Below are 23,578 nucleotides of genomic sequence, written 5' to 3'. Positions count from 1 at the left end.
ACATTATTCTTTAAATTCGCTAGATTGAACGATAATTCCTTTAATTTAATTTGGGAATTAATTGTTTTACAATTATTTTGGTAATATACAAACCCCCAAATCTATAAAAATGAAGAAAATTACCCTATTCGCAACAATCTTTGCTGCGCTTGCCTTGAACGCCCAAAACGTTATTTATGAAGAAGATTTTGAATCTTATACCGTTGGTGACAACGTGGGTGAAGACACAGACATTCCCACTACATTTCTATCCTATGATGTAGATGGAGATGGTTATAATTGGGGCCTCACAAAACCAACCAATTTTACGCAAGATATGTACCTTATTTATGATGGCAACTTTATTATGTCTGCGTCTTACATTACTTTAGGCGCTAACAATAATGGTGGTCAAGGTGCCTTAAATGCCAACAATATTCTTGTTTTTCCTAAAATTAGTATACCTGCGGGCGCAACAGACGTAGAACTTACTTACTTTGTGGCCGGCGGTACTTCCAGTAATTTTTTTAGTGAGACCTATTATGTCACCGTTACAACGGGCAATACGCAAGCAGAGATTTTGGCCGCCACTCCTATTTATTCCGAAACGCTTCCAACTTATTTAGGCAGAACCATAAATTTAGATCTTAATCCTTACATAGGTCAGGATATTTACCTTGCCTTTAGGCATCAAACGTCAGACCAGTGGATGCTTGGTTTGGATGATCTTAGAGTAACCGCGGGGACACTCAGTATCGGCGATAATGAATTTCAAGGCTTTACTTATTTCCTAGATAACAATAATCAAATGATTCTGAAGGCAGATAAGCCAATGAGCGATATTACTTTATACAATGTATTGGGGCAAGTGGTGATTTCAAAAAAGCTATCAGAAGTTAATGAGACATTGAATTTATCTACACTTAACAGTGGTGTTTATATTGTAAAGATTGCTATTGACGGGCAAAATAAATCTTTTAAAATTGTAAAAAGATAGATTTAAAACATCTCTAATTGTAAAAAAGGCTATCCATAATTGATAGCCTTTTTTATAAGGTTTTTTGGTTCGCATAACCTTTGAAAGAGAATTAATAAAACTTAATAGTAGCTTTTCAAAGCAATAGCTTATTTTTATAAAATCTATACAATTAAACGAAAATACTAATCACTAAGAATTGAAATATGAAATACATACTATTTTTAAATATCCTTCTTTGCTTCAACTTAAACGCCTTTGCACAAGAAAAAACTGCTGACGAAAATCCTTTTGAAACTGAAATCATTTTTAGTTCACAAGACAAAGATAATCTTCAGTTTTGGCATTATGAGCAAGTGCTTAAAATGAAGTTAAACGAAGAAGGACGAGATAACTATCTTTCACTTTTAAATTATTATACCTACAAAATGTCCCGATTGGGATTGAAAAAATATGGCTATACCGAAGCTGAAAGAAAGATGAAATTTGACAAACTTGTAGATGCTCTGAATGCAGATATGAAAGATCTACTAAGTCCAGCCAATTATGGAATTCACAAAGAAAGTTTTAAAAAAATAACGCAGATTGTTTACGAAAGGCGGAATTGGAATAATTAAGCAAATGCATATATATAAATCCAGGTTTTAGTAAATTTATTCTAAAACCTGGATTTATTTTTTGATTTTAATATCAGCGTTTTCTTATTAATCAACCTAGATTTACCAATAATTAATTTAGAGTATTTTTTAAATGTTTGAACAACTAGAAAAATATTTATCGGAAAGAGCTATCTTCTCAACTTCAGAACTGGAGCGGATTTCCTCCAAATTTGACTTCGAAAAAGTTTCTAGAAACTCAATACTGCTAGGTTTTGAAGATGTGAGTCAGCATTATTATTTTATAAATAGCGGTTGTCTTCGGTTGTTTACAATTAATAATGATGGCATTGAAACTTCGCGCTATTTCGCATTTGAGAATATGTTTTGTACTGCCCTTCCAAGTTTTATTGATCAAAAACCAGCTTGCGAATATATGGAAGCCATTGAAAAATCTGAATTATTAAAAATTTCTCGTGTAGATTTTTACAAATTAGTAAATGAGTTTTCACAATTCGACAAAATTTATCGAGAAATTTTAGAACTTGGTTTTATAACAGCCCAGCAGCGTATTTATGGTTTTCAAGGTTTTAATGCCTTAGAAAAAGTGAAATGGGTTATTAAAAATCAACCCACTTTTCTTTTGAGAGTTTCCAATAAAATGGCGGCTTCCTATTTGGGTATTTCGCCCGCAACCTTAAGCAGAACTAAAGCAAAATTGTAAATGGGAGATTAGACTAGCTCGATATATTACAAAACTTAGAAACGGTTTATAATTAAAAACTTAAAAATATGATTGCAGCAATCACCTTATTTCTAGTAGTAGCCCTTTCAGCATTAATTACCAAAATCGCAACAATTGCGTTAACCTATACTGGACTCTCAACCCAAAGTGCAAGATTTCAAGCTCGTTCCGCCTATACTGGCGCAGGTTTTACGACTTCAGAATCTGAAAAAATAATGAATCATCCAGTTCGTCGAAAAATTATTTTTAATTTGATGCTAATCGGGAATGCGGGAATTGTAACTGTAATGTCTTCGCTGATTTTAACTTTTGTATTACCTGATACTTTATCTTCAAAATTATACGGTTTAGGAATTGTGGTTGTTGGATTAAGCCTTATTTATTGGGCTATAAAAAGTAAATGGGTAGATCGCGGACTTTCTAAACTTATAGATAGAATGCTGAAGAAATATACAGATTTAGAAATACAAGATTATGCAGCAGTTCTTCACTTAAAGGATGATTATAAAATAAGTGAAAAAAGAATTGGAGAAAATGATTGGCTTGCCAACAAAACTTTAAAGGATCTCGAGCTAAGAAAGGAAGGCATAACGATCTTAGGGATAGATAGGGATAATGAAGATTATTTTGGCTCACCAATGGGCGATTTTAAATTACTCCCGAATGACGTCGTAACAGTATATGGTAAAGCAGAAGGAATACACAGCATTTACGCGCGCAAAAAGGATTTTACTGCTGAGATGCAGCATAATATATATGTTCAAAAGGAAACTAAACGTAAAGAAGAACAGCAACAAAGCAAATTGGAAGATCAATAAGAGTGAAAAGTATAATGTTATCACAAAAAATAAATCGTTGACGTAGATCAACGCTAAAAGTGATTTTGTTTAATATTTTTGTAAAAAAATTAAACAATGAAAAAGACTCACTTATTATTTCTCTTTTTAACCTTCCCATTTATGATGATGGCACAAACTTCCAATCAAGAGACTGGGAGTAAATTCATAGAGAACATTCCCACAATAAACTTGGCTGCCGCCCAACAGTTAATGCTAAATGCTACTAGCAAAGCAGAATCGTTAGGAAAAACTGCAACAATTGTAATTTTGGATGCTTCTGGAGAAGTTATTCTAGCAGCTAGAGGCAAGAATATTGGTCCGCACAATACTGAAGCGGCGCGCAGAAAAGCTTTCACATCGCTTTCAACAAAACAAGGTACGCTACAATTAATGCGAGCAGCTCAAAATAATCCAGATTCTGAAAATCTAAATACACTACCAGAACTTTTATTGCTAAGTGGAGGAACACCTATTTATTGGCATGGAAATGTAGTAGGAAGCATTGGAGTTGCCGGAGGCGGAAGCGCAGAAAACGATGATATTATAGCAAAAGCAGCAGAAATTCCTGCTGTGGGAATTACAACAAAAATTAGTAACCTTTAAAAAAGAAAAAATGAAAACTTTATTTTTAGCAGTATTAGTGATATTTGCAACAAGCGCAGGTTTCGCACAACAAAAAGAATTTCAACTCTCAACACACATCTTGGATGTTTCCGCAGGATTACCTGCAGAAGGAGTAACAATCAAGTTGGAAAAAATGAATCCCCAAACAAATACTTGGGATTTCGTTTCGGAGAAAAAAACTTCGGAAAGTGGACGTGTAAATGACTTTTTACCTTCAAATGAAAATAATGAAGGTACTTATAGATTCACCTTTATGATTGAAGATTATTTTAAAAAAATGAAAGAAGAAACATTCTATCCTTTTGTTGAGGTTGCCTTTAAGATTACAGGTAAAAATCACTACCACGTTCCAATCACATTATCCGCCTTTGGTTATTCCACATATCGCGGAAGTTGATTTTAAATTTTTAAAATGACTCCAAAACTCACGAATTCCACATTATATTTAATGAGCATTTCGGCTGGCCTTATAGTAGCAAATCTCTACTATAACCAGCCTTTGCTGCATGAAATAGCCCAAGATTACGGCGTGTCCGAAGCAGCAGTAAGCAATGTGGCTCTCAGTACTCAAATAGGGTATGCCTTTGGATTATTATTTATAATTCCGCTTGGCGACAAAATTTCAAATCATCGCATCCTGAAATTGGATTTCCTACTTATGGTGCTTTCACTTTTAGCAGCAGCGACCTCGACAAGCCTGTTACTATTGATTATTAGCAGTTTTGTTATTGGGTTTACTTCCTCCATTCCGCAACTTTTTGTACCTATGGCGGCTCAACTTAGTGACGATAAAGGAAGAGGCCGCGCCATTGGAATCGTAATGAGCGGACTTCTGATTGGTATTTTAGGAAGTAGGGTTATTAGCGGTTTTGTGGGCGAGCAATTTGGTTGGCGTATTATTTATTACGCTGCTTCTATTTTAATGGTGTTTTTATTCTTCATATTAAATGCGAAACTACCTAAACTAAATCCACATTTTCCAGGGAGTTACGGTAGTTTATTAAAATCCATTCTACATTATTTTAAAACAGAACCTTCGCTGCGTTTGGCATCGCTCCGTGGCGCATTGGCCTTTGCGGGCTTAAGTGCTTTTTGGACTACTTTGGTTTTCTTAATGGAAGATAATTTTGGTTATGGCAGCACAATTTCTGGTTTGTTCGGACTTTTAGGAATCGCCGGAGCCCTTGGTGCAACGGTAGTAGGTAAGTTGAACGACAAAATAAACAAAGATAAAATCATTATATTTTCTGCTGTTCTTCTAATTGTTTCTTGGGTAATATTTCTTGTTTCTGGAAATTCAATTTTCGGTTTAGTAGTTGGGGTAATTTTGATTGATCTTGGATTACAAGCACTTCACATTACCAATCAAAACATAATATTCGCAAAGAATCCAGAGGGTAGAAATAGAATAAATACAGTTTATATGGTTTCCTTTTTCATTGGTGGTGGTTTGGGAACTATTTTAGGGGCTTTAGCTTGGCAACATTATCAGTGGGTTGGGGTTTCAACTCTTGGCATTGTGTTATCAGCATTAATTCTTGTATCGCATTTGTCTTTTCGTAAATAGTGAAACATTTCCCAAAAAATGGGAAGAATGAGCGTATTTATGAATCATGGCTCGCTTTGTGCCAAACCACTATCGTGTTGTTGAAACCTTTGCTTTTATTTAGCTTTTCACTAAGATGTATTTTGAACGTAAAAAGGTAGTTTTCCGAAATAGATTTTGAAAACTTCAAAAAACACTCTAAGAATTAAAAACCTATAAAAACACTAACTATGAAAATTCAACTTTTTACAATTGCCATAGCTGCGCTAACTCTCTACGGTTGTGGAACCACCCAAAACAAAGAAATTATGAATGGTGATAATACGAATGACGAAAAAACCATTACTGAAACCAAATGGGTTCTAGAAACTCTAGAAGGCAAAAAGATAGACACTCCGAAAAGTGGAGAGGAAATCAGTTTCACCATGGATGCAAAGGAAAACCGTATTTCTGGCTATTCTGGCTGTAACAGGTTTTTTGGAAACTTTAAATTAGAAGATGGAAATCGCATAAATTTTTCAGCCTTAGGAGCTACAAAAATGGCTTGCCCTGATAAGGCTTTCAATGAATCTGAGTTTTTAGAGATTTTTGGTTTGGCAGACAATTACACCATTACTGGAAACATACTTTCATTAAATGTTGGGAAGCGAGCCCCTTTGGCAACCTTCAGAAAACTTGAAAATAAATCTGAAACCATCACAGAGAAATATTGGAAATTGAAAACCTTGGAAGGACAAAATGTAGTAATGTCTAAAAACCAAGCAAAGGAAATTTATTTTATGTTGAAAACCGATGATAATCGAGTAACAGGTTTTGCAGGTTGCAACACGATGATGGGATCTTATACTTTGGAAGAAGGCAACAGAATTCGTTTTTCACAAATGGCGACCACATTAATGGCTTGCCCAGATGTGAATGTTAACGAAGCAGAATTTCTAAAGATTTTTGAATTGGCAGATAATTATACTATTAATGGCGACACGCTTTCATTGAATGTAGGCCGAAGAGCGCCACTTGCAGTTTTTGAAGCAGTATATTTTTAATTAAATCGAAATCATCAAAATACATTATCAATTAAATGGATAAGAAATCAGTTTTATTAACAGGTGCTTCAGGTACTGTAGGATTCGAAGTTTTGAAGCAATTGCTCAACATTCCGAATCTAGCAATTACCATTTTTGACAAGAAAACGAAAAATTCCATCAAGAAATTAGATGGTTTTAAAGATAAAGTGGAATTGATTTACGGAGATATCACCAATAAAAATGATGTTAAAAAGATTGCGGCGAATAAGGATTATGTAATTCATTTAGCCGCAATCATTCCACCTGTTGCGGACGATTTTCCTGAACCTGCCAAAAAAGTAAATACCGAAGGCACGCGAAATTTAGTTGAAATGTTAGAAAAGCATTCACCAAACTGTTTTTTTATTTACAGTTCCTCAATTTCCGTTTATGGTGATCGGTTGGTAAATCCATACATTTCTGTGACGGATCCATTAACACCGAGTCCTGGAGATGAATATGCGCTCACGAAAATAGCTTCGGAAGAGATTGTTCAGCAAAGCAAATTGGATTGGACAATTTTTAGATTGGCTGCCATTATGGGCGGCCACAAAATGTCTAAACTAATGTTTCACCAACCATTAAACACTTCGCTGGAAATTGCGACGCCGCAAGACACAGCTCGGGCTTTCGTTAAAACCATAGGAAAGCAGGATGCGCTTTCAAAAAGAATATTCAATCTTGGTGGAGGCGAGTCTTGTAGAATTGATTACGAAGGATTTTTAGAGCGCTCATTCGAAATTTTTGGTCTCGGGGAACTAAGTTTTCCAGAAAACGCGTTTGCTGAAAAGAACTTCCATTGTGGCTTTTATGAGGACGGCGACGATTTGGAAAATATTCTTCATTTTAGAAGCCATAGTTTGAAGGATTATTTCGAAATTGAGGCGGAAAAAGTTTCTAGCCTTAAAAAAATTGGAGCTTCATTATTTAGAAAGCCGATTAAATATTACCTCTTAAAACAATCTGAACCTTTAGAAGCTTTTAAGAACAATGATAAAAAATTAAAAGAGCAGTTCTTTTATTGAATTGAGTCGTGGCAAAGCAGAACCTATTATTGAAACCATTCACAAAAAAAAATTTTCTATGAAATACTTACTCCTATTATTCCCGCTGTTATTTGTCAATGCACAAAGTCAAACCCATACACTAACAGTAACAATTCACAATATTGAAAACGTAAAAGGAACTCTTGAAATAGGTCTTTTTAATAGTAATGAACGGTTTTTAGAAGAAGGACAAGCCTATAAAAGTAAAACAGTCAAAGTGAAAAATACTTCTGAAACGTTTGTAATTAAGGATATTCCACCTGGAACCTATGCAATTTCAATGTTTCAGGATCTAAACGATGATAAAATATGTAATCAGAATTTATTCGGCATTCCAAAAGAACCCTACGCATTTTCAAACAACTTTAAACCTAAATTCTCAGCGCCTTCTTTTGAGGATTGTCAATTCAATCTAACTTCAGATAAATCGTTAAGGATTGAATTGATGAAATTTTAATAGAATCTTCTTCGATTTATGAATGCGTAAGTATACAAACAGTTTTCATCAATGGTTCCGGATAGCAAACATTGGAGTAGTAAAAGATAATTGTAAATTATGTTCTAAAAGCAATTGCATCACGCAATTGCTTTTATCTTTGCAGACTTATGGGAAAAAGTTTCGACAACAAATGGATTCTGCTTATAATTATAGGCCTCACTTGGGGCAGTTCCTTTATTTTGATAAAGAAATCCTTATTGGTTTTTTCGCCTTATGAAATTGGCGCTTTTAGAGTTGCGATCTCGGGATTAATTCTAGGTTATCTCGGTTTTCCTGCACTCCGTAAAATGGATAAGAAAACCTTGTTCTGGGTTGCTTTAACGGGTTTCTTCGGGAATTTTCTACCAATGTACCTTTTTCCAATTGCACAAACTCGTGTGAGCAGTTCAATGGCAGGAATTTTAGATTCTTTGGTGCCAGTTTTCGTATTGATATTGGGTTTTTTCCTCTTCGGAATAAAAAGCAAATGGCTTCAGGTTTTTGGAGCATTAATCGGTTTTGCTGGTGCTGCGATGCTCATGTATTTTTCAGAAACCACTTCAGAAGAATCTAAAATTGGTTACGCACTTTTAGTGGTTCTTGCAACAGCTTGTTATGCAGTGGCTGGACTTATAATTAAAGAAAAACTGCAACACGTTCCTTCAGTAAAACTTTCGGGAGCGGTATTTTCGGTTTGGATGATTCCTTCGTTAATTATATTAGTATTATCAGGATTTTTCAGTCATTTTGAAGCCAATCCACAAACTTGGGAAGCTTTAGGTTATTTAAGTGTTTTGACCGTTGTGGGCACAGCAATCGCCATGATTTTATACTACAAATTAATTCAGAAAACATCAGCAGTTTTTGCAAGTACGGTTACTTATTTGCTACCATTGGTTGCCGTAATTTGGGGCTTGCTGGATGGTGAAAAATTTACCATCTATTATGTAATTGGCGGATTGCTTATCTTGTGGGGTATTTATCTGATAAGGGAAAAGAAGAAAGCATAATAACCAATCCCAAACTAAGTCGCGTTAAAACATTCAATTTAAAATAATAAAACAAGTATAATTCTATGTTAGATTTTTTCGAAATCCATAAAGAACAGATTATTTGGACTTTGGTTGTAGTTGGCTCCGTAATCATACTTCGTTTGTTAACCAACCTCTTTCATAAATGGTTAATTAAACAGGAAAAGAAAAAATATCCTAATGAACAGCCGAAGACCATTAATTGGGTGCGAAGAATTTTAAATGCACTTTGGCTTGTTTTGGGTTTAATTTCTTTGAGTATTCTTTTTGTGAATGAAGAAAAGCAGGAAGCTCTTAAACATAATTTCAACATAATCCTTTATTTAGGAATTGTGGCTGTTGTAACCATAGTTGGCGCAGCCTCCACAAATATGTGGTTCCGAATGAGCATTAAACGGAAGATTGAAAACTTGGAAGATTCCACAAGTTTTAAGTTTCTGCGCTATGTAGCCATTATAGGAATATATACCACCGGAGTTCTTTTCGCGCTTTTGGCTTTTCCGTCCTTAAAAGGTGTAGCGCAGACTGCTCTTGGTGGGGCAGGAGTTATCGCACTTATTGCGGGTGTTGCATCTCAGGAAGCATTATCAAATTTGGTGGGCGGTGTGTTTATCATTTCTTTTAAACCTTTTAGAATTGGCGATGTTATAAAAGTAACAGATACAATGATTGGAACGGTTGTAGATATTACGCTGCGCCATACCGTAATCCGCAATTTTGAAAATAAGATGATTGTAATACCCAACGCCATCATCAACAAAGAAAAACTTATCAATTACAATTTAGGCGAATTGAAAATCTGCGAACGTATAGAGTTTCAAATTTCTTACGAAAGCAATTTGGAACTCGCCAAAAAAATAATGCAAGAGGAATGTGAAAAACATCCTTTGCTTATAGACAACCGCACTGAAATAGATATTTTAGACGGAAAACCGAAAGTGCGTACTTCGCTTATTTCAATCAACGAATCTACATTGACCGTTAGAGCGTGGACGTGGGCTCGCGATTATGGCGATGCTTTCAATATGCATTGTGATTTATTGGAAATTATAAAAAAACGCTTCGATAACGAAGGGATTGATTTGGCATATCCTCATAGAACTATTGTTTTTAAGGATGAAGATGTTTTTAGAAAAAATAATGACGATCCAAAGGATAAAGACTAAATCACAATTTCTTTTTCAAATGAATAGTTTTGAATAATTTTGAACATCTTCGCAATAAAACAGAAAACAATCTAAGATGAAAAAGATTATAAAGGATAACGAAACCCTTATAAAAGTACTTTTTATAATCAGTATGGTTTTGTGTATTTCGGGCTACGTTAGCAGCCCAGTTGCACTTGTGGGCGGATTTCTCTTTTCCTATTTTCTTGGCCATCCATTTCTTTCATTAAACAGTAAAGCAGTAAATTGGCTTTTGAAAATAGCCGTAGTAGGTTTAGGTTTTGGAATGAATTTAAAAGAAACTCTTGCAGCAGGTCAAGATGGATTTATTCTGACTGTTTTTTCAATTTCAATCACATTAATACTCGGTTATTTCTTGGGAAGACTCCTAAAAATGAATCGTAAAAGCAGTCACCTAATTAGCTCTGGAACCGCAATTTGTGGAGGTAGCGCCATTGCCGCTGTTGCTCCAGTTATTAATGCTTCGGAAAAAGATATTTCAATTTCTTTGGGAGTTATCTTTTTATTGAATTCCATCGCTTTGATTGTTTTTCCACCTCTGGGACATTTGTTTGGTCTTAGCCAGCACCAATTTGGTCTTTGGTGCGCCATTGCCATTCACGACACTAGCTCTGTTGTTGGCGCCGCATATACCTTTGGCGAAGAAGCGCTAAAAGTAGCTACAACAGTAAAACTTGCACGCGCACTTTGGATTATACCGCTTTCCATACTTTCCGTATTTCTTTTTAAAGGAAAAGGGAAAAGTGTCAAAATACCATACTTCATCTTCCTTTTCATTTTAGCGATTATAATGAACAGCTATCTTGCCATTCCAAGCGTTATTACCGGAAGCATTACCAGCATCTCAAAATCATTATTGGTACTTACGTTATTTCTAATTGGCGCCGGACTTTCTTTAGATAAAATAAAATCCGCAGGTTGGAAACCAATGATCTTAGGAGTTTCACTTTGGATTTTTATTTCTATCAGTTCTATTTTGGTGATTATTTTTTTATAAATTAGCTTGAAACTGTACCTTTTTGAAAGCAATTATATTCTGAAAGAGAGCCAAGCCATAATGTAGAAATAATGAGTTTTTATTTTATATTTGGGGAATAGCTACGTGCTTTTGAACATTTGCGGGATAAACTTAATTGGATATGTTGTTTATACGCATGTTGCCGGTAATGCAAAAAAACCAACTTCCGAAATTAAAAATTAGTCTAATTTGGTGATTTTTAGTAAATTAGACAAGTGAAGAAGAAAGAAAATATAGAACTTGATTTCCTAATCGATAAACTGACAAATTCAATTGAAAACGTGGTAACTGGCGACAGTTTTCATTCTGTTGTTTCTTTAGTTTCTACAACCGATTTAAAAGCTGTAACGAAAAAGAATAAATGGCTTTTCAACTGGAAATTTGAACATTGACAACCTGAAAGAGAGGTTTATAAATTGACAATTCTCGGTAATCCAACAGTAATTCAAGGTTTAATGTGCTTGGAAATTAAAGAAGACTACGTGTATATGCATTTGGTTGAAAATGCACCGTTCAACATTGGTAGCGGAAAAATGTACGCAGGTGTTCCTGGAAATCTTGACGCATTTGCTTGCCGACTTTCATTTCAACGTGGACACGAAGGCAACGTTTCGTTTTTATCAAAATCACAACTTATTGAACATTACTAAAAAACTCTCGGTGCATTCCATTTTGGAGGACGAGTAATGATAATTGAAACACAGGCTGCCATCAAACTGATTGATAAATATTTCAAAAATTTAGATTTATGAAAAAGCAGATAAACGAACCAGATTTTATAGGTGGACAAGGTTCACTTACCAAAAAAGAGGAAATAGCATTAAGAGAATATTTTGCCGAAAAGAAAAAGAAGAAATCTGCACGAATTCAAAAGAAAACAGCTACTACAAAAAAGAGCAGAACGTTAACTACGTGACGAAAGCAATACTGGCAAAACCGTATATAAAACATGGTGCGAGTCGTTGCTATCACAGAGGTTCAGGCATTTTTGTGAGGTCGCCAAATTTTTAAATTTGACAAATTTAGAAAAGAAAGATAATTAGAAAAATTTAATCCCGAAGCGTCGGGACAGCTTGTGATTAACCGAAAGGTAGTTGTCTTTTTTCCGCCCTACTATTCTTATACAAGATGGTTACAAAACATACCCTCAAAAAAACAAAAAAATCGAACCTCACAAAAAATGTTCACAATAAAACAAATAGAGTCAGCAAACAGCAAAGTTAAATCTGGAGCAGAATTTCCGAAATACATTAAAGAGATTAAAGAAATTGGCGTAACAGGATTTGAAACTTGGGTTATAGACAGTCATACAAATTATTTCGGCGAAAACGAATTTCAAACAAAATCCAAATCGAAATATGACGCCTAACAATAGCCAACAAGAGCGACAAAAACAAGTTCAGTCAATACTTAAAAATCCATCAAAAGGGGGAAACAGACTATCTTACATTTTGTAAACATTGCGCCGAAACAGGAATTGAAAAGTGGATTGTGAATCTCGATAAAATGACTTGGATATATTACGATAAGGCTGGGAATGAAATAGTAATTGAGAAAGTGCCAACGCTCTAAAAACAAAACAACCAATCAGAGAGCAAATTATTAAAAAGGTCAGCAATTAATTTTTAAAGCTGAAAACAGTTATAATGAGACAACTTTTGAGCAGTTCCAGATGCAGAGAACAAACAGATTTGCGAAAGAAAAGGATATTTCAAAATAGAGACTAGCGATGAATCCAACTGAAAATCATACCGTCCATAACGATGTTAAAAAATGGTTCCAAAGCAAAGGATTTGAAAAAGTTCAATTTAATAATGACAAGGAATTCTTCAGCACAGATTGGCTCGCCGAATCTGTTAGTTTTAAATTAACCAAAGTAAAAGGGTTTGATACCTTCATTAAAAGTGCTTTTGGCGGCGCTATTTTGGTTTTTGAATATAAGATAGAAGACAATAAAATAAACTACAACTGTTACGCTCCAATTTGGCTTTTTGGAATATGGGCTATTAAACTAAACTTCAGAAAAAAAGTGTCCTATTTATTTCAATATCTTAAGGAAGGTTATAAAATAAAAGAAGAATTTGATCATTTTATAAACGTAGAATTGCCAAATAACTACGCCAATTATTAAGAACGTTGAAGCTATTTTATGTATTTCTAAACTCTAACTTTTTCAACTTATCCTTAAACATTATAGCCGCACTGGTATATCCGCCTTCAGTACCATCTACAAAATGAACGTGTTTTTCCTCTCGATCTTCTATATAACAAGACATTATGGAAGCGTGCGTGATGTGCATTCCATAAATAATTTCTTTTCTCAATTCTAAATCATCTAACAGAATTTTTAGTTTATCCACTTGTTCGTCGGTTCCAGTAATTACAGTATTTAGAAAACCATCTAGCATTATAGTGTCCGATAATTGGGTGATTCTATGTTTATATAATTTGCCTGATTTAAAAAACTGGAAATAATATTTTCCAATATGAGTCACAACCCAATTGCTAATCAAATAAGTAATTTGGTGCTTCCCGAGTTTCATAAGCATCTCTTTTCTAATCTTGGCTAAAGAGGTATTGAGTTTCAATTTCAACGTTGAAATTGGGTTGCGCTTTTCTAAATTCCCGAAAATCAATTCAATCTCATTCATTATGGCGCCATATACTTCGGCTTGCTTGCTTTCGTCATCACAATCTACAAGTAGGCAAATTACTTTTTTATCCGTTTCGTTTGGATAAATTTCATCCCACCTACATTCCATCCCTTCTAAATTTGGGGTAGTATTTTCAGTACTATTAATGTCCGAAACTTTAAAATTTTCTTTAATGAGATGTTCTGCGTATTTAAGACCATTTCCTAAAACCACAGGTGTTGTAAAATATTTATTATGTCTAACCTTGGAAATTCTTAAGCTAACATTATTGGCGTAAACTTGTTCAACCCCTAAATGACCTACTCTTAAATTTAGCTCCACTGTTTTTTTAATGTGTTCGCTAAAATTATTTAGAGCCTCCAGGACGGGCTCCAACACCGCATTCGGAATGATAAAAGTTGAACCATCGCCGCCAAAAAAATAAGGAATCTTATTTTTTTGGTTAAGCGCTTTTAAAGTATTTAAAACAGTCACGATACTTCCCGTAGCGCTCAGATTAACATCGTTATGAGCGCCTCTATTAACCGCTTCGGTAGAATTTTCTATGTCTGTTACAACTATAGACCAGCTTTTAGGAACATTATAGAATAGGGTCTCATTTTTTAAAAGTTCCGTAAGCGGTAGTTTGCTTTTAGGAATATTCTTATAAAAATTTAAACTCTTTTTCAAAACCATAGCGAAGTCAATATAGAATTTTAGTTTTAAAGATAATGCTTAAGGTTCGTTAAAAGCGAGTTCTAGGGAAAAGTTATAAAATACAATTTCATGAAATAATTGGCTTCTATTAAATTGTGAAAATTTCGTTTCAAATCATCAGTTATAGCTAATTGATTTTATCTTTGATATTCTTAAATGATAGTATCATCATGAAATCTCCTTACCGAATCACACTGAAAAAAACCGACTTGAACATTTCGTTTCCCTAAACAAAATTGAATTTCTCACTTTCAATCATTCAAAAAAAACACAAACTTCCCCAATAATGAACACCAAATACACAGACGAGCAAACCTTCACAAAAGTAGATTTTTCAGTAATCCCACTGGAAATAGGGGAGTATGAATATTGCACTTTCATCAATTGTAATTTTTCAAATACAGTGCTTTCAGGAATCCGCCTTTTGGAATGTGAATTTATAGACTGCAACTTCAGCAACGCCAATTTAAAAAACGCATCCTTTCAAGATGTGCAATTCAAAAACTGCAAAATGCTCGGTTTGCAATTTGATGCTTGCAATGCATTTGGTTTCGCCGCCAAATTTCACACTTGCCAATTAGACCATTCTATTTTCTATAAAATGAAACTCAGCAGAAGTTCCTTTATAAACTGCCTACTGCAAAGCGTAGATTTCACCGAAGCAGATTTAAAAAGCACCAATCTCACCAACTGCAATTTGCAAAACGCCACCTTCCAAAACACAATCCTGGAACAAGCAGATTTTAGAAATTCCACCCACTATTCCATAAACCCAGACCAAAACCGAATAAAAGGCGCAAAGTTCTGCTTGCCCGAAGTTGTTGGGCTTTTGGATAGTTATCAGATTAAAATTGAAAAATAGCAGGAGGCTTTATTATTTTATAGTTGCTTATATACAGCTATAAGGTTGTATATAAGCAATTGCGTTAAAACATGCTGCTAACCGACCCAATTGGGTTGTATATAAGCACTTTTTTGTTAAATTGCGTATATCTAATAGTTGCCCATAATGCTGAAAAAAAATACAAAAGTTATCATTTTGGTAACTTTTTTTATTATATTTGCGACAAATACTTTAATGTGAAAATATTTTCGAGAGGAACACTACGAGATTTTTGGGAAAAGCACGGAAATTGCGAACTTCAATTGAAAACGTGGTATCGTGAAACCGAAAAATCAAATTGGTCATCTATTAACGACCTCAAATCGGAATATCCAAACGCAAGTATTTTGAAAGATAATCGGATTGTCTTCAATATTAAAGGCAACGATTACCGACTGATTGTAAAATTTAATTTTGAGTACCAACTTGCGTGGATACGATTTATAGGAACACACGCCGAATATGACAAAATTAACGCAAACGAAATTTAGGATGAATATTAAACCGATTAGAAACGAGGCGGATTACAAAAAAGCACTTGAGCATTTAGAAATAATCTTTGATTCCAAAAAAGGAACTAATGAAGGCGACGAATTAGAAATTCTTGCAATCGTAATTGACAACTACGAAAACGAGAATTTTCCTATCGGAATGCCAGACCCAATTTCAGCCATTAATTTTAGAATGGAACAAATGGGCTTAAAACAAAAAGATTTGGTCGATATGATTGGTTTTAAAAGTCGAGTGAGCGAAATAATGAACAAAAAGCGCAAACTGACTTTAGAAATGATTAGAAAGTTAAACGCCAAATTGAACATTCCGACTGAAGTTTTGATACAAGATTATTGAACTACATTGCGGAAAGCACTATGGGCAACACCGTATATAAGCTATGGCTTGGTCTTTGCCCATTTGGAAAATCTATGGATTTCCCAAAGCTAGTTTTTATTTGGAGAGGTTCGTGCTTTAACACGCCACAGCTCATATACATAAACGTTGCCCACAATTATGAAAAAACAAATTGCAATTATATTATCACTTTTTATATCTCTTTTATCGTGTGGAAAAAAAGAAACAAACTGTGAAGAACATTCTTCAGCTTATTGGACAACTACAATGTTTGGCACGCCCCATAATTCAAAAATTCAAGGCGAAAATTTTACTATACGAAAAGCATTTCAGGAAATTAAAGACAAAGAAACTGACATCGTACCAGCAAACGGTTATATAACTCTAAAAATTCACATTGATAAATATGGGAAATATTGCAATCAAGAAAATTTTCAAATTAATGCAGAATATAAACCAACAGACTTTAACAATGGCAAGTTAATAGCGGAACTTGAAAAAATTTCGCAAAACCTTAGAGATTGGCAGAACGATACGGAAACTAAGACTTACTATTTGATTCGGTTAACAATAAAAAACGGAAAAATTGAAGAAATTTTTTAAGATAACAGGTATTATTTTTGGCATCATTTTGATTGGAATAATTGGAATCGGTATTTACGGCTTCATCAAAGTGCAAGGGATGAATAAAAAGTCCGCAGAAAAAGCTCAAAGTGTTGAAAGCTTTACTTCAACTGATAGTAATGAATATATGCAATATTCTATTCGGTTTAACAAAGCTGGCGATTATAACCAAGGATTTAAATATCTTGATAAAGCTGTGGAATTAGACCCAACATTGCACTTAGGTTATCGTGGTTATATGAAATTAAGATTTTTGAGGGATTTTGATGGTGCACTATCTGATTTCAACAGATTGGATTCGTTGACGCCTAATTTTAACGATGCACCTTGGGGAGAAAATATTGATTTTCTTCGTGGCGAAAGTTATTACGGAAAAAAAGAATACGAAAAAGCAATCGTATGTTTCAAACGCAATATTGTAAACCAGACAGCAGGTTGGGCAGATATTCAGTCCTTTGTTTACCTTGGAATTTGTGAGTTTAAACTTAGAAATTATGAGTCTTCAATTGCAGAATTTAAAAAAGCATTAGAGCAATCGGATAAAACAACGGAGGCATACTATTATCTATCTAAAGTTTATAGGGAATTGGATAGTCTTCCAAAAGCAAGAGAATATTTAGAAAAGTCAAAACAGACTCTGAATTATAAAATTAACGACCCATACAATGAATATCTTACTGAAATTTATCTAAGTAATATTAATGATTTGGAAAAGCAATACGCAGAGTAACTGTGGGCAACAATGTATAAAAAAAATAGGGCAAATAAATGCTAAACCCAATGATTCAGCCTTGTTTGCGAAGTCGCCAAATCTTTTGATTTGGCTTTTAGATGAATAATATAAAACTAAATGCAAAAGATTTGGCTTGTGGATAATCCGAAAGGCAATTGCTTATTTACAGCCCTACTTCTTTTATACTAAACGTTGTGTACAATTTGAGAAAAATTTTCCCATTATACCAATTTTTGGTATATTTGAGTAAAATAGTAATCAAATGAACAAGAACACATCAATATCACTCGGAAATTATTTTGACCAATTCGTTCAAAGTTGTGTAAGCGAAGGAAGGTTTAAAAATGTTAGTGAAGTTATACGCGCAGGATTAAGACTTTTAGAAGAGGAAGAAAGTAAAGTGATTGCTTTAAAAAACGCAATTCAAGAAGGAATTGACAGCGGAATAGCTCACGACTTTGACCCAAAAAAACATCTTGAATCTCTCAAAGCGAAAAAGCACTCTAATGGCTGAATATAAATTAACCAACAAAGCTGTTGAGGATATATCAAAGATTTGGGATTATACTTTTGAGGTTTGGTCGGAAAATCAAGCTGACAAATATTACGACGAACTAATTTCTAACTGTCAAGAAATTGCTGAAAATCCAGATTTGAGAAAAAGCTACGAAGGAATATCAAAGCAACTACTCGGAATGAAGGCAAATCGACATATTATATTTTACAGGACTTTAAGCGAAAGTTATGTTGAAATAACAAGAATATTACACGAGAGAATGGATTTAAAGAAAAGAATAACGGAATAAAAAACTGCACACAACACATTATATAAGCTATGGCTTGGTCTGTCCTTACTTGGAAAATCCTGCGGATTTTCTAAAGTCAGTTTTTATTTAGAGAGGTTCGTGCCAAAACACGCCACAGCTCATATACATAAACGTTGCATTTAATTTTACCGACCTATTGTTCTGGCCGAATTTTAAATTGGTTTTTTAGCGGGGAAAATCTGGACAGAAAACGCACTTGTGCGTCCAAGTCTTGTCGATTGCATCGTGGAAATTGGCATTTCCAAACGTTGTCAACGTAAGAAGACTTGGTCAAGGTAGCGAAAAAAAATCACAATGTCAAGGGTTCGCTGCCTTTTGTGCCCTGATTTTTAGCGCATTGCGGGCTTAAAATTACTTTTTGAGACGGCTGTTTATCCAAAGGATAAACCGCATATCAAAAAATCGCCCAGGCACTCTTGCGCAGCAGCTGTATGCCGGGTCGCCAAAACTCCGGTTTTGTTGTTGCCAAAAGATCCATGGGTGGGCCCAAAAAACCTAAACACAACAGGCGGATATAACCCATACCTTTTTTCGGCATATCATTTAAAGCTATTCCAATTTTCCGAATTATAGTATCTTTATAAAAGGTCTTGAGACGGTACGGATCATATCCGCTTAACGTTGCCAAACATTTAAAAAATGAAAACCCTACTACTAATCATAATAATATTTATTTCCTCTGTGTCTTCTGACAAAACGAACTGTGATTTTCTAAGAGTTGGAAAATTTCAAACTGAAAATGAAGATGGCTCATTAACGATTATTACGAGAAATGAAAATAAGCAAATCGAAAACTTTAGAGATGGAGAACGGATAAGCGAATTTGATATTAAGTGGACGGACGAATGTGAATATTTAATTTATAATAGAAAAGTTTTACAAGGAATCGACCCTTGGCCAGAATTGAACAAAGACACCTTAAAAATTAAAATAACGGAAATTAAGAACAACTTCTATTTAACTGAAAGTGAAATGTTATCAAAAGGTTGGAGAATGAACCAAAAAGTTGAAATACTAAAATAGATCCTGAAAATCAAATGGAATTTGGAGCTATAATTTGGATATACTTACCAATAGTGATTGCAACTATTGAAGTTATTTGGTCACTTAAACAGACCATTAAAAAGAACTCATACTTTGACTCATTAGCTTCATTATTCATTCTAACTTTAAATGGATTTTCAGTTTATATGCTAATTGAAATTTCAAATGGAGGTTGGCCGACATATACTCCATATTTAATAATTCTATTATCAACTTTCCTGTTTTTAATCCAAATTAGAAGACATAAAAGAAGAAAAACGTTTGGCAACACTGTGTAAAAATAATTGCTAGTTCTCGCCTACTTGGAAATTCCTGCGGAATTTCCACAGGCTCGGTCAATTTTTACTATTTTAGGTGTTTAACCCACGCAACTATTCTTACACCAAACGTTGGCAAACATTACAGAACTGAATGGAAAATTCGATATTTTTAATAATAATTGCAATTCTAATTGTTTTATCAATATGGTTTCTGACCGTAAAATATTTTCTCTATCCATTGTTTTTTAAACCAAAAATAAAGACATCTGAAATTATCGAATTTCTTAACGAGAAAGAATGTTCATTTATTGAATACAAAGCTCTGGATAAGAAAGAAAGACAAAGGAATATTTTTAATCATAATAAAGGATTGACATTTGACAAATTAGTTTCTGCAAAATCTGAATATAAAATAATTGGATTTTCACAAAAAGAAAATAAATACAAAATTTATTGGACTGAATTAAAATCTTGGTTTCAACCTTTTGGAAAACGGAATTTGAATTTTATTGAGGAAAAAGACTCTGAATTATTAAACGAATTAAAAAAAGACTATAATCAAGAAATAATAAACGTGACTGACAAATGCCCTGCTTGTAATTGCGGAATTTTGACAAATGAAACTGAATGTAAAAATTGCGGACTGAATTTAGTCGCTTAAAGAATAAAAAAACGATTTGCCAACACCGTGTATAATTAATTGCTTGGTTTTAGGCTACTTACGAAAATCCTCGCGGATTTTCTATTCAGTTTTTATTTGCTAATTTTCGTGCTTAATCACGCAACTAATCATACACAAACACGTTGCATTTAATTTTACCGACCTATTGTTCTGGCCGAATTTTAAATTGGTTTTTTAGCGGGGAAAATCTGGACAGAAAACGCACTTGTGCGTCCAAGTCTTGTCGATTGCATCGTGGAAATTGGCATTTCCAAACGTTGTCAACGTAAGAAGACTTGGTCAAGGTAGCGAAAAAAAATCACAATGTCAAGGGTTCGCTGCCTTTTGTGCCCTGATTTTTAGCGCATTGCGGGCTTAAAATTACTTTTTGAGACGGCTGTTTATCCAAAGAATAAACCGCATATCAAAAAATCGCCCAGGCACTCTTGCGCAGCAGCTGTATGCCGGGTCGCCAAAACTCCGGTTTTGTTGTTGCCAAAAGATCCATGGGTGGGCCCAAAAAACCTAAACACAACAGGCGGATATAACCCATACCTTTTTTCGGCATATCATTTAAAGCTATTCCAATTTTCCGAATTATAGTATCTTTATAAAAGGTCTTGAGACGGTACGGATCATATCCGCTTAACGTTGTAGCACATTTAGGTACGGTAAAGGGACATCCTTTACAAAGTTAAAGGGACATAGTTTACACTTTTAAGATTCATAAATTGCTTGAAAAAGCGATTTATCATGGTCTGGAAAGCAAAAACTAAAATGGAACAAAAAGTAGAATTTATTCACGAATGGTTAACTCAAAATTACACCATTACAGAACTTTGTAGGTCATTTAATATATCCCGGCCTACTGCTTACAAGTTGATTTCTCGGTATGAAAAAATGGGTTTATCTGGGTTAATTGAGCTAGAAAGAGCTCCGATTAACCACCCTAATAGAACCGATCAAGAAGTAGCGGATTCAATTCTAAAATTAAAGAACAAACACATGCTCTGGGGTGCCAAGAAAATCCGCATATTGTTGTTTAAACAGTATCCAGAGGAACTTATCCCAAGTGTGGTCACGGTTCACAACATCCTTTCTAAAAATGGTCTAGTTAAACCTCAAAAACGAAGCAGAAGAGTCAAGCCTGTGTATCCAATTTTCGATCCTAAGAAGTGCAATGAAGTTTGGAGCGCAGACTATAAGGGGAAGTTTTTAATGGGTAATAAAATATACTGTCATCCGCTTACTATTGCCGATTCCAAAAGCAGGTTTTTGTTTACTGCAAAAGGACATTACAAGGAAAATTTTATCTCTGTTAAGCAAGAGTTTACAAAGGTTTTCAGAAAATATGGCATCCCAAAACAGATACATACCGACAACGGAAGTCCCTTTGGATCTGTAGCTGCCATTCAAAGATATACCAGGTTATCTTATTGGTTTATTGAACTGGGAATAGATCCTGTCTATTCCGATCCCGCAAGACCAGACCAGAATGGACAACACGAGCGTATGCACCGTGATTTAAAGGCAGCTTGCGCCAAACCCTCATCATTCGATCTAAAGGCCCAGCAACGTAGTTTAAATCGGTTTGTAAAAGAATATAACCACATTAGACCCCACGAAGCTTTAGGAATGAAAACTCCCGCAGATTGCCATGATTTTTCCAATAGGCCATACCCTGAAAAGATCCCAAAATATGATTACCCATCGGCCATGAAAGTGATGAAAGTTTGCCAAAATGCATCTCTGCGCTGGAAGTCATATTATTGGGTATATTTAACTGCTGGACTTAAGGGAAAATACGTTGGTGCCGAAGATCAGGGAAATGGAATTTGGAGGGTATTTTATAGAAACGTATTTTTAGGATACTTTAATGAAAATAAAATCAGAGATAAACAAGTATCAATTAGACTAAGTCAGAATCTAGTGTAAAGCATGTGGCTTTAACTTTGTAAACTATGTGCCTTAACGAACATAAAATTTAAAAAATGAGAATAACAATCATTATAATTATTCTGACAATTCAAGTAGGTTGTAAAAACCGTAATGAGACGAATATTAAGTCTGAAAATTCTGCCATCACTGAATTAACGAAATGCAACTACAATAATGAAGCAATTACTAAATATCACATTCTAACTAATAAAGCTGAAATTGCAATTTGTGATGGTGATTTCGATAGAGCATCCAAAAATTACTCATTGGCATTTAGAGAAATCAAAAAACCTTTTGGTCCTGATGTTTATAATGCCGCACTTTCAAATCAACTCTCTAATAATTTAGATGAAAGAAATTTAAATCTTCAACTACTTATAAATAATTCTGATGATTTAAGTTTGCTAAAGTCAATTTTTGTCAACACATATATAGATGAAAACCTCTGGAATTCTTTTATAGAGAAAAGAACAACTGAATATGACTCAAGATTAAGAAATGAATTCAAATCAATTTGGGAAAGAGATCAATTGTTCAGACCAAAGTATGATACTCATGATGACACTATTCAAGCTAATCGAATAATAAATATGAACAGGATACTTTCAATAACTGATTCTCTTGGCTTCCCTTCTCAGATAGAGCTCGGTTTTAGAAAATCTTTAAGAGGGCAAAATCATGATGTGGTTTTAGTTCATACATCTCAAAGAAGAAGCAGCAATAAAAACATAATTGATCTTGAACCAATTCTTTGCAAGGCAGTAAATGAGGGACGATTTGATCCTGAACAGGCAATCTCTTACCTGCATTTCCAAAATGATAAAGATAAAGGAAATTTTGAGGTTTACTCAACTTGGCAATATAGACATCACTTGTTGCCAGATTCTCTAAATAACAAAATATGGCTTCCAAATTTGAATAAGGAAAAATATGAGAGTGCCAATAGAATAAGAAAAAAATGGAATGCTGATCAATTAGATGACATTGCAACAAAATCTGATTTTAATTCAAAAAGCAACATATCGTTCATATTTACATCAGTTATGACATTCATTGAAAATATGCCAACAGATCTTACTCTGGAAGAGGCTTTGGAACAATATAAAATGACTACTTCAGATAAAAGACCATTTGAAAAGTCAAAAATACGGTGACTAACAATGTATATAAAACATAGCTAATATAGGCTTTAACAAAGGTTTGTGTGTGTTTCCGAAGACCGCCAAATTTTTAAATTTGGCTTTTAGTAAAATAAAGATAAAAAGAAAAATTTAAAAATT

General features: G+C 34.2%; 31 protein-coding genes. 30 read left to right on the top strand and 1 reads right to left on the bottom strand.

The features are described 5' to 3' along the window. The first annotated feature begins 109 nt into the window (after positions 1-109). The 19 genes from AEQSU_RS00495 to AEQSU_RS00420 all read left to right on the top strand — a co-directional run bounded on the left by AEQSU_RS00495 (position 110) and on the right by AEQSU_RS00420 (position 13,260). Entirely contained in the window at positions 110-976 is an 867-nt protein-coding gene (locus AEQSU_RS00495; protein WP_014780888.1) for a T9SS-dependent choice-of-anchor J family protein, read from the top strand. A gap of 185 nt (positions 977-1,161) precedes the next feature. Then, positions 1,162-1,572 (top strand): hypothetical protein, encoded by a 411-nt coding sequence (locus tag AEQSU_RS00490; protein ID WP_014780887.1) that lies wholly within the window; start codon positions 1,162-1,164, stop codon positions 1,570-1,572. A 133-nt stretch (positions 1,573-1,705) separates the two neighbouring features. Next, a complete protein-coding gene (locus tag AEQSU_RS00485; protein WP_014780886.1) occupies positions 1,706-2,275 on the top strand; it encodes a Crp/Fnr family transcriptional regulator in 570 nt (189 codons plus the stop codon). Positions 2,276-2,343: 68 nt separating this feature from the next. After that, positions 2,344-3,114, top strand: coding sequence for a TrkA C-terminal domain-containing protein (locus tag AEQSU_RS00480; RefSeq protein WP_014780885.1), 771 nt, complete (start codon positions 2,344-2,346; stop codon positions 3,112-3,114). 96 nt (positions 3,115-3,210) lie between these two features. Then, a complete protein-coding gene (locus AEQSU_RS00475; RefSeq protein ID WP_014780884.1) occupies positions 3,211-3,738 on the top strand; it encodes a GlcG/HbpS family heme-binding protein in 528 nt (175 codons plus the stop codon). Between the two features lie 10 nt (positions 3,739-3,748). Continuing rightward, positions 3,749-4,156, top strand: coding sequence for a hydroxyisourate hydrolase (uraH, locus tag AEQSU_RS00470; RefSeq protein ID WP_014780883.1), 408 nt, complete (start codon positions 3,749-3,751; stop codon positions 4,154-4,156). Positions 4,157-4,171: 15 nt separating this feature from the next. After that, a complete protein-coding gene (locus AEQSU_RS00465; RefSeq protein WP_014780882.1) occupies positions 4,172-5,326 on the top strand; it encodes an MFS transporter in 1,155 nt (384 codons plus the stop codon). A gap of 209 nt (positions 5,327-5,535) precedes the next feature. Further along, the gene (locus AEQSU_RS00460) at positions 5,536-6,348 is read left to right on the top strand and encodes an META domain-containing protein (RefSeq protein WP_014780881.1); all 813 of its coding nucleotides are present in this window, start codon (positions 5,536-5,538) and stop codon (positions 6,346-6,348) included. A 35-nt stretch (positions 6,349-6,383) separates the two neighbouring features. Next, positions 6,384-7,394, top strand: coding sequence for an NAD-dependent epimerase/dehydratase family protein (locus AEQSU_RS00455; protein ID WP_014780880.1), 1,011 nt, complete (start codon positions 6,384-6,386; stop codon positions 7,392-7,394). Positions 7,395-7,452: 58 nt separating this feature from the next. Next, positions 7,453-7,872 (top strand): DUF2141 domain-containing protein, encoded by a 420-nt coding sequence (locus AEQSU_RS00450; RefSeq protein ID WP_014780879.1) that lies wholly within the window; start codon positions 7,453-7,455, stop codon positions 7,870-7,872. A gap of 149 nt (positions 7,873-8,021) precedes the next feature. Then, on the top strand, positions 8,022-8,903 hold the full coding sequence (locus tag AEQSU_RS00445; protein ID WP_014780878.1) for a DMT family transporter: 882 nt from the start codon (positions 8,022-8,024) through the stop codon (positions 8,901-8,903). 65 nt (positions 8,904-8,968) lie between these two features. Further along, positions 8,969-10,090: a mechanosensitive ion channel family protein gene (locus AEQSU_RS00440; protein WP_014780877.1), complete on the top strand. Its 1,122-nt coding sequence runs from the start codon at positions 8,969-8,971 to the stop codon at positions 10,088-10,090. Positions 10,091-10,166: 76 nt separating this feature from the next. Then, complete coding sequence (locus tag AEQSU_RS00435) at positions 10,167-11,108, top strand: YeiH family protein (protein ID WP_014780876.1); 942 nt, start codon at positions 10,167-10,169, stop codon at positions 11,106-11,108. A gap of 236 nt (positions 11,109-11,344) precedes the next feature. Beyond that, positions 11,345-11,521: a hypothetical protein gene (locus AEQSU_RS16860; protein ID WP_245529091.1), complete on the top strand. Its 177-nt coding sequence runs from the start codon at positions 11,345-11,347 to the stop codon at positions 11,519-11,521. A 24-nt stretch (positions 11,522-11,545) separates the two neighbouring features. Continuing rightward, on the top strand, positions 11,546-11,779 hold the full coding sequence (locus AEQSU_RS16855; RefSeq protein WP_245529089.1) for a hypothetical protein: 234 nt from the start codon (positions 11,546-11,548) through the stop codon (positions 11,777-11,779). 98 nt (positions 11,780-11,877) lie between these two features. Then, complete coding sequence (locus tag AEQSU_RS16550; RefSeq protein ID WP_014780875.1) at positions 11,878-12,045, top strand: hypothetical protein; 168 nt, start codon at positions 11,878-11,880, stop codon at positions 12,043-12,045. Between the two features lie 264 nt (positions 12,046-12,309). Beyond that, on the top strand, positions 12,310-12,498 hold the full coding sequence (locus AEQSU_RS16970) for a DUF1398 family protein (protein ID WP_280956321.1): 189 nt from the start codon (positions 12,310-12,312) through the stop codon (positions 12,496-12,498). 2 nt (positions 12,499-12,500) lie between these two features. Then, the gene (locus AEQSU_RS16965) at positions 12,501-12,701 is read left to right on the top strand and encodes a DUF1398 family protein (protein WP_342626291.1); all 201 of its coding nucleotides are present in this window, start codon (positions 12,501-12,503) and stop codon (positions 12,699-12,701) included. 157 nt (positions 12,702-12,858) lie between these two features. Next, complete coding sequence (locus AEQSU_RS00420; RefSeq protein ID WP_014780874.1) at positions 12,859-13,260, top strand: hypothetical protein; 402 nt, start codon at positions 12,859-12,861, stop codon at positions 13,258-13,260. Positions 13,261-13,276: 16 nt separating this feature from the next. Here the strand turns inward: AEQSU_RS00420 and AEQSU_RS00415 are convergent, their stop codons facing one another. Further along, the gene (locus AEQSU_RS00415; RefSeq protein ID WP_014780873.1) at positions 13,277-14,458 is read right to left on the bottom strand and encodes a DUF3095 domain-containing protein; all 1,182 of its coding nucleotides are present in this window, start codon (positions 14,456-14,458) and stop codon (positions 13,277-13,279) included. 307 nt (positions 14,459-14,765) lie between these two features. Between AEQSU_RS00415 and AEQSU_RS00410 the strand changes: the two genes are divergently transcribed. The 11 genes from AEQSU_RS00410 (at position 14,766) to AEQSU_RS00350 (ending at position 23,452) form a co-directional block, all read left to right on the top strand. Continuing rightward, positions 14,766-15,341 carry a pentapeptide repeat-containing protein gene (locus tag AEQSU_RS00410; protein ID WP_014780872.1) on the top strand — a complete coding sequence of 192 codons (576 nt, stop codon included), beginning with the start codon at positions 14,766-14,768 and terminating at the stop codon, positions 15,339-15,341. 218 nt (positions 15,342-15,559) lie between these two features. Beyond that, a complete protein-coding gene (locus tag AEQSU_RS00405) occupies positions 15,560-15,853 on the top strand; it encodes a type II toxin-antitoxin system HigB family toxin (protein ID WP_042492188.1) in 294 nt (97 codons plus the stop codon). A gap of 1 nt (position 15,854) precedes the next feature. Then, a complete protein-coding gene (locus AEQSU_RS00400; RefSeq protein WP_014780870.1) occupies positions 15,855-16,211 on the top strand; it encodes a helix-turn-helix domain-containing protein in 357 nt (118 codons plus the stop codon). Positions 16,212-16,370: 159 nt separating this feature from the next. Further along, the gene (locus AEQSU_RS00395) at positions 16,371-16,814 is read left to right on the top strand and encodes a hypothetical protein (protein ID WP_014780869.1); all 444 of its coding nucleotides are present in this window, start codon (positions 16,371-16,373) and stop codon (positions 16,812-16,814) included. Beyond that, positions 16,798-17,565 carry a tetratricopeptide repeat protein gene (locus tag AEQSU_RS00390; RefSeq protein ID WP_014780868.1) on the top strand — a complete coding sequence of 256 codons (768 nt, stop codon included), beginning with the start codon at positions 16,798-16,800 and terminating at the stop codon, positions 17,563-17,565. The genes AEQSU_RS00395 and AEQSU_RS00390 overlap by 17 nt, the downstream gene beginning before the upstream one ends. A 265-nt stretch (positions 17,566-17,830) precedes the next feature. Next, positions 17,831-18,082, top strand: coding sequence for a type II toxin-antitoxin system ParD family antitoxin (locus AEQSU_RS00385; RefSeq protein ID WP_014780867.1), 252 nt, complete (start codon positions 17,831-17,833; stop codon positions 18,080-18,082). Further along, positions 18,075-18,374: a type II toxin-antitoxin system RelE/ParE family toxin gene (locus AEQSU_RS00380; protein ID WP_014780866.1), complete on the top strand. Its 300-nt coding sequence runs from the start codon at positions 18,075-18,077 to the stop codon at positions 18,372-18,374. The genes AEQSU_RS00385 and AEQSU_RS00380 overlap by 8 nt, the downstream gene beginning before the upstream one ends. Before the next feature lie 660 nt (positions 18,375-19,034). Next, a complete protein-coding gene (locus tag AEQSU_RS00370; protein ID WP_014780865.1) occupies positions 19,035-19,418 on the top strand; it encodes a hypothetical protein in 384 nt (127 codons plus the stop codon). Positions 19,419-19,850: 432 nt separating this feature from the next. Beyond that, positions 19,851-20,360: a hypothetical protein gene (locus AEQSU_RS00360; protein ID WP_014780863.1), complete on the top strand. Its 510-nt coding sequence runs from the start codon at positions 19,851-19,853 to the stop codon at positions 20,358-20,360. Between the two features lie 753 nt (positions 20,361-21,113). Beyond that, positions 21,114-22,295 carry an integrase core domain-containing protein gene (locus tag AEQSU_RS00355; protein ID WP_014780862.1) on the top strand — a complete coding sequence of 394 codons (1,182 nt, stop codon included), beginning with the start codon at positions 21,114-21,116 and terminating at the stop codon, positions 22,293-22,295. A gap of 56 nt (positions 22,296-22,351) precedes the next feature. After that, positions 22,352-23,452, top strand: a complete 1,101-nt coding sequence (locus AEQSU_RS00350; protein ID WP_014780861.1) for a hypothetical protein — start codon at positions 22,352-22,354, stop codon at positions 23,450-23,452. Positions 23,453-23,578 lie beyond the last annotated feature (126 nt).

It is taken from the genome of Aequorivita sublithincola DSM 14238 (assembly GCF_000265385.1).
GTDB classification, from domain to species: domain Bacteria; phylum Bacteroidota; class Bacteroidia; order Flavobacteriales; family Flavobacteriaceae; genus Aequorivita; species Aequorivita sublithincola.
This window is presented reverse-complemented; position numbering and strand designations above follow the sequence as displayed.

Excerpts from the sequence above, each read along its gene's own strand:
- AEQSU_RS00395 (WP_014780869.1), top strand. The coding sequence starts at position 16,371 with ATGAAAAAACAAATTGCAATTATATTATCACTTTTTATATCTCTTTTA.
- AEQSU_RS00420 (WP_014780874.1), top strand. The coding sequence starts at position 12,859 with ATGAATCCAACTGAAAATCATACCGTCCATAACGATGTTAAAAAATGG.
- uraH (WP_014780883.1), top strand. The coding sequence starts at position 3,749 with ATGAAAACTTTATTTTTAGCAGTATTAGTGATATTTGCAACAAGCGCA.
- AEQSU_RS00495 (WP_014780888.1), top strand. The coding sequence starts at position 110 with ATGAAGAAAATTACCCTATTCGCAACAATCTTTGCTGCGCTTGCCTTG.
- AEQSU_RS00400 (WP_014780870.1), top strand. The coding sequence starts at position 15,855 with ATGAATATTAAACCGATTAGAAACGAGGCGGATTACAAAAAAGCACTT.
- AEQSU_RS00435 (WP_014780876.1), top strand. The coding sequence starts at position 10,167 with ATGAAAAAGATTATAAAGGATAACGAAACCCTTATAAAAGTACTTTTT.
- AEQSU_RS00490 (WP_014780887.1), top strand. The coding sequence starts at position 1,162 with ATGAAATACATACTATTTTTAAATATCCTTCTTTGCTTCAACTTAAAC.
- AEQSU_RS16550 (WP_014780875.1), top strand. The coding sequence starts at position 11,878 with ATGAAAAAGCAGATAAACGAACCAGATTTTATAGGTGGACAAGGTTCA.
- AEQSU_RS00485 (WP_014780886.1), top strand. The coding sequence starts at position 1,706 with ATGTTTGAACAACTAGAAAAATATTTATCGGAAAGAGCTATCTTCTCA.
- AEQSU_RS00460 (WP_014780881.1), top strand. The coding sequence starts at position 5,536 with ATGAAAATTCAACTTTTTACAATTGCCATAGCTGCGCTAACTCTCTAC.
- AEQSU_RS00440 (WP_014780877.1), top strand. The coding sequence starts at position 8,969 with ATGTTAGATTTTTTCGAAATCCATAAAGAACAGATTATTTGGACTTTG.
- AEQSU_RS00480 (WP_014780885.1), top strand. The coding sequence starts at position 2,344 with ATGATTGCAGCAATCACCTTATTTCTAGTAGTAGCCCTTTCAGCATTA.
- AEQSU_RS16970 (WP_280956321.1), top strand. The coding sequence starts at position 12,310 with ATGTTCACAATAAAACAAATAGAGTCAGCAAACAGCAAAGTTAAATCT.
- AEQSU_RS00450 (WP_014780879.1), top strand. The coding sequence starts at position 7,453 with ATGAAATACTTACTCCTATTATTCCCGCTGTTATTTGTCAATGCACAA.
- AEQSU_RS00370 (WP_014780865.1), top strand. The coding sequence starts at position 19,035 with ATGAAAACCCTACTACTAATCATAATAATATTTATTTCCTCTGTGTCT.
- AEQSU_RS00385 (WP_014780867.1), top strand. The coding sequence starts at position 17,831 with ATGAACAAGAACACATCAATATCACTCGGAAATTATTTTGACCAATTC.
- AEQSU_RS00475 (WP_014780884.1), top strand. The coding sequence starts at position 3,211 with ATGAAAAAGACTCACTTATTATTTCTCTTTTTAACCTTCCCATTTATG.
- AEQSU_RS00360 (WP_014780863.1), top strand. The coding sequence starts at position 19,851 with ATGGAAAATTCGATATTTTTAATAATAATTGCAATTCTAATTGTTTTA.
- AEQSU_RS00445 (WP_014780878.1), top strand. The coding sequence starts at position 8,022 with ATGGGAAAAAGTTTCGACAACAAATGGATTCTGCTTATAATTATAGGC.
- AEQSU_RS00350 (WP_014780861.1), top strand. The coding sequence starts at position 22,352 with ATGAGAATAACAATCATTATAATTATTCTGACAATTCAAGTAGGTTGT.
- AEQSU_RS00415 (WP_014780873.1), bottom strand. The coding sequence starts at position 14,458 with ATGGTTTTGAAAAAGAGTTTAAATTTTTATAAGAATATTCCTAAAAGC.
- AEQSU_RS00355 (WP_014780862.1), top strand. The coding sequence starts at position 21,114 with ATGGTCTGGAAAGCAAAAACTAAAATGGAACAAAAAGTAGAATTTATT.
- AEQSU_RS00410 (WP_014780872.1), top strand. The coding sequence starts at position 14,766 with ATGAACACCAAATACACAGACGAGCAAACCTTCACAAAAGTAGATTTT.
- AEQSU_RS00455 (WP_014780880.1), top strand. The coding sequence starts at position 6,384 with ATGGATAAGAAATCAGTTTTATTAACAGGTGCTTCAGGTACTGTAGGA.
- AEQSU_RS00380 (WP_014780866.1), top strand. The coding sequence starts at position 18,075 with ATGGCTGAATATAAATTAACCAACAAAGCTGTTGAGGATATATCAAAG.
- AEQSU_RS00465 (WP_014780882.1), top strand. The coding sequence starts at position 4,172 with ATGACTCCAAAACTCACGAATTCCACATTATATTTAATGAGCATTTCG.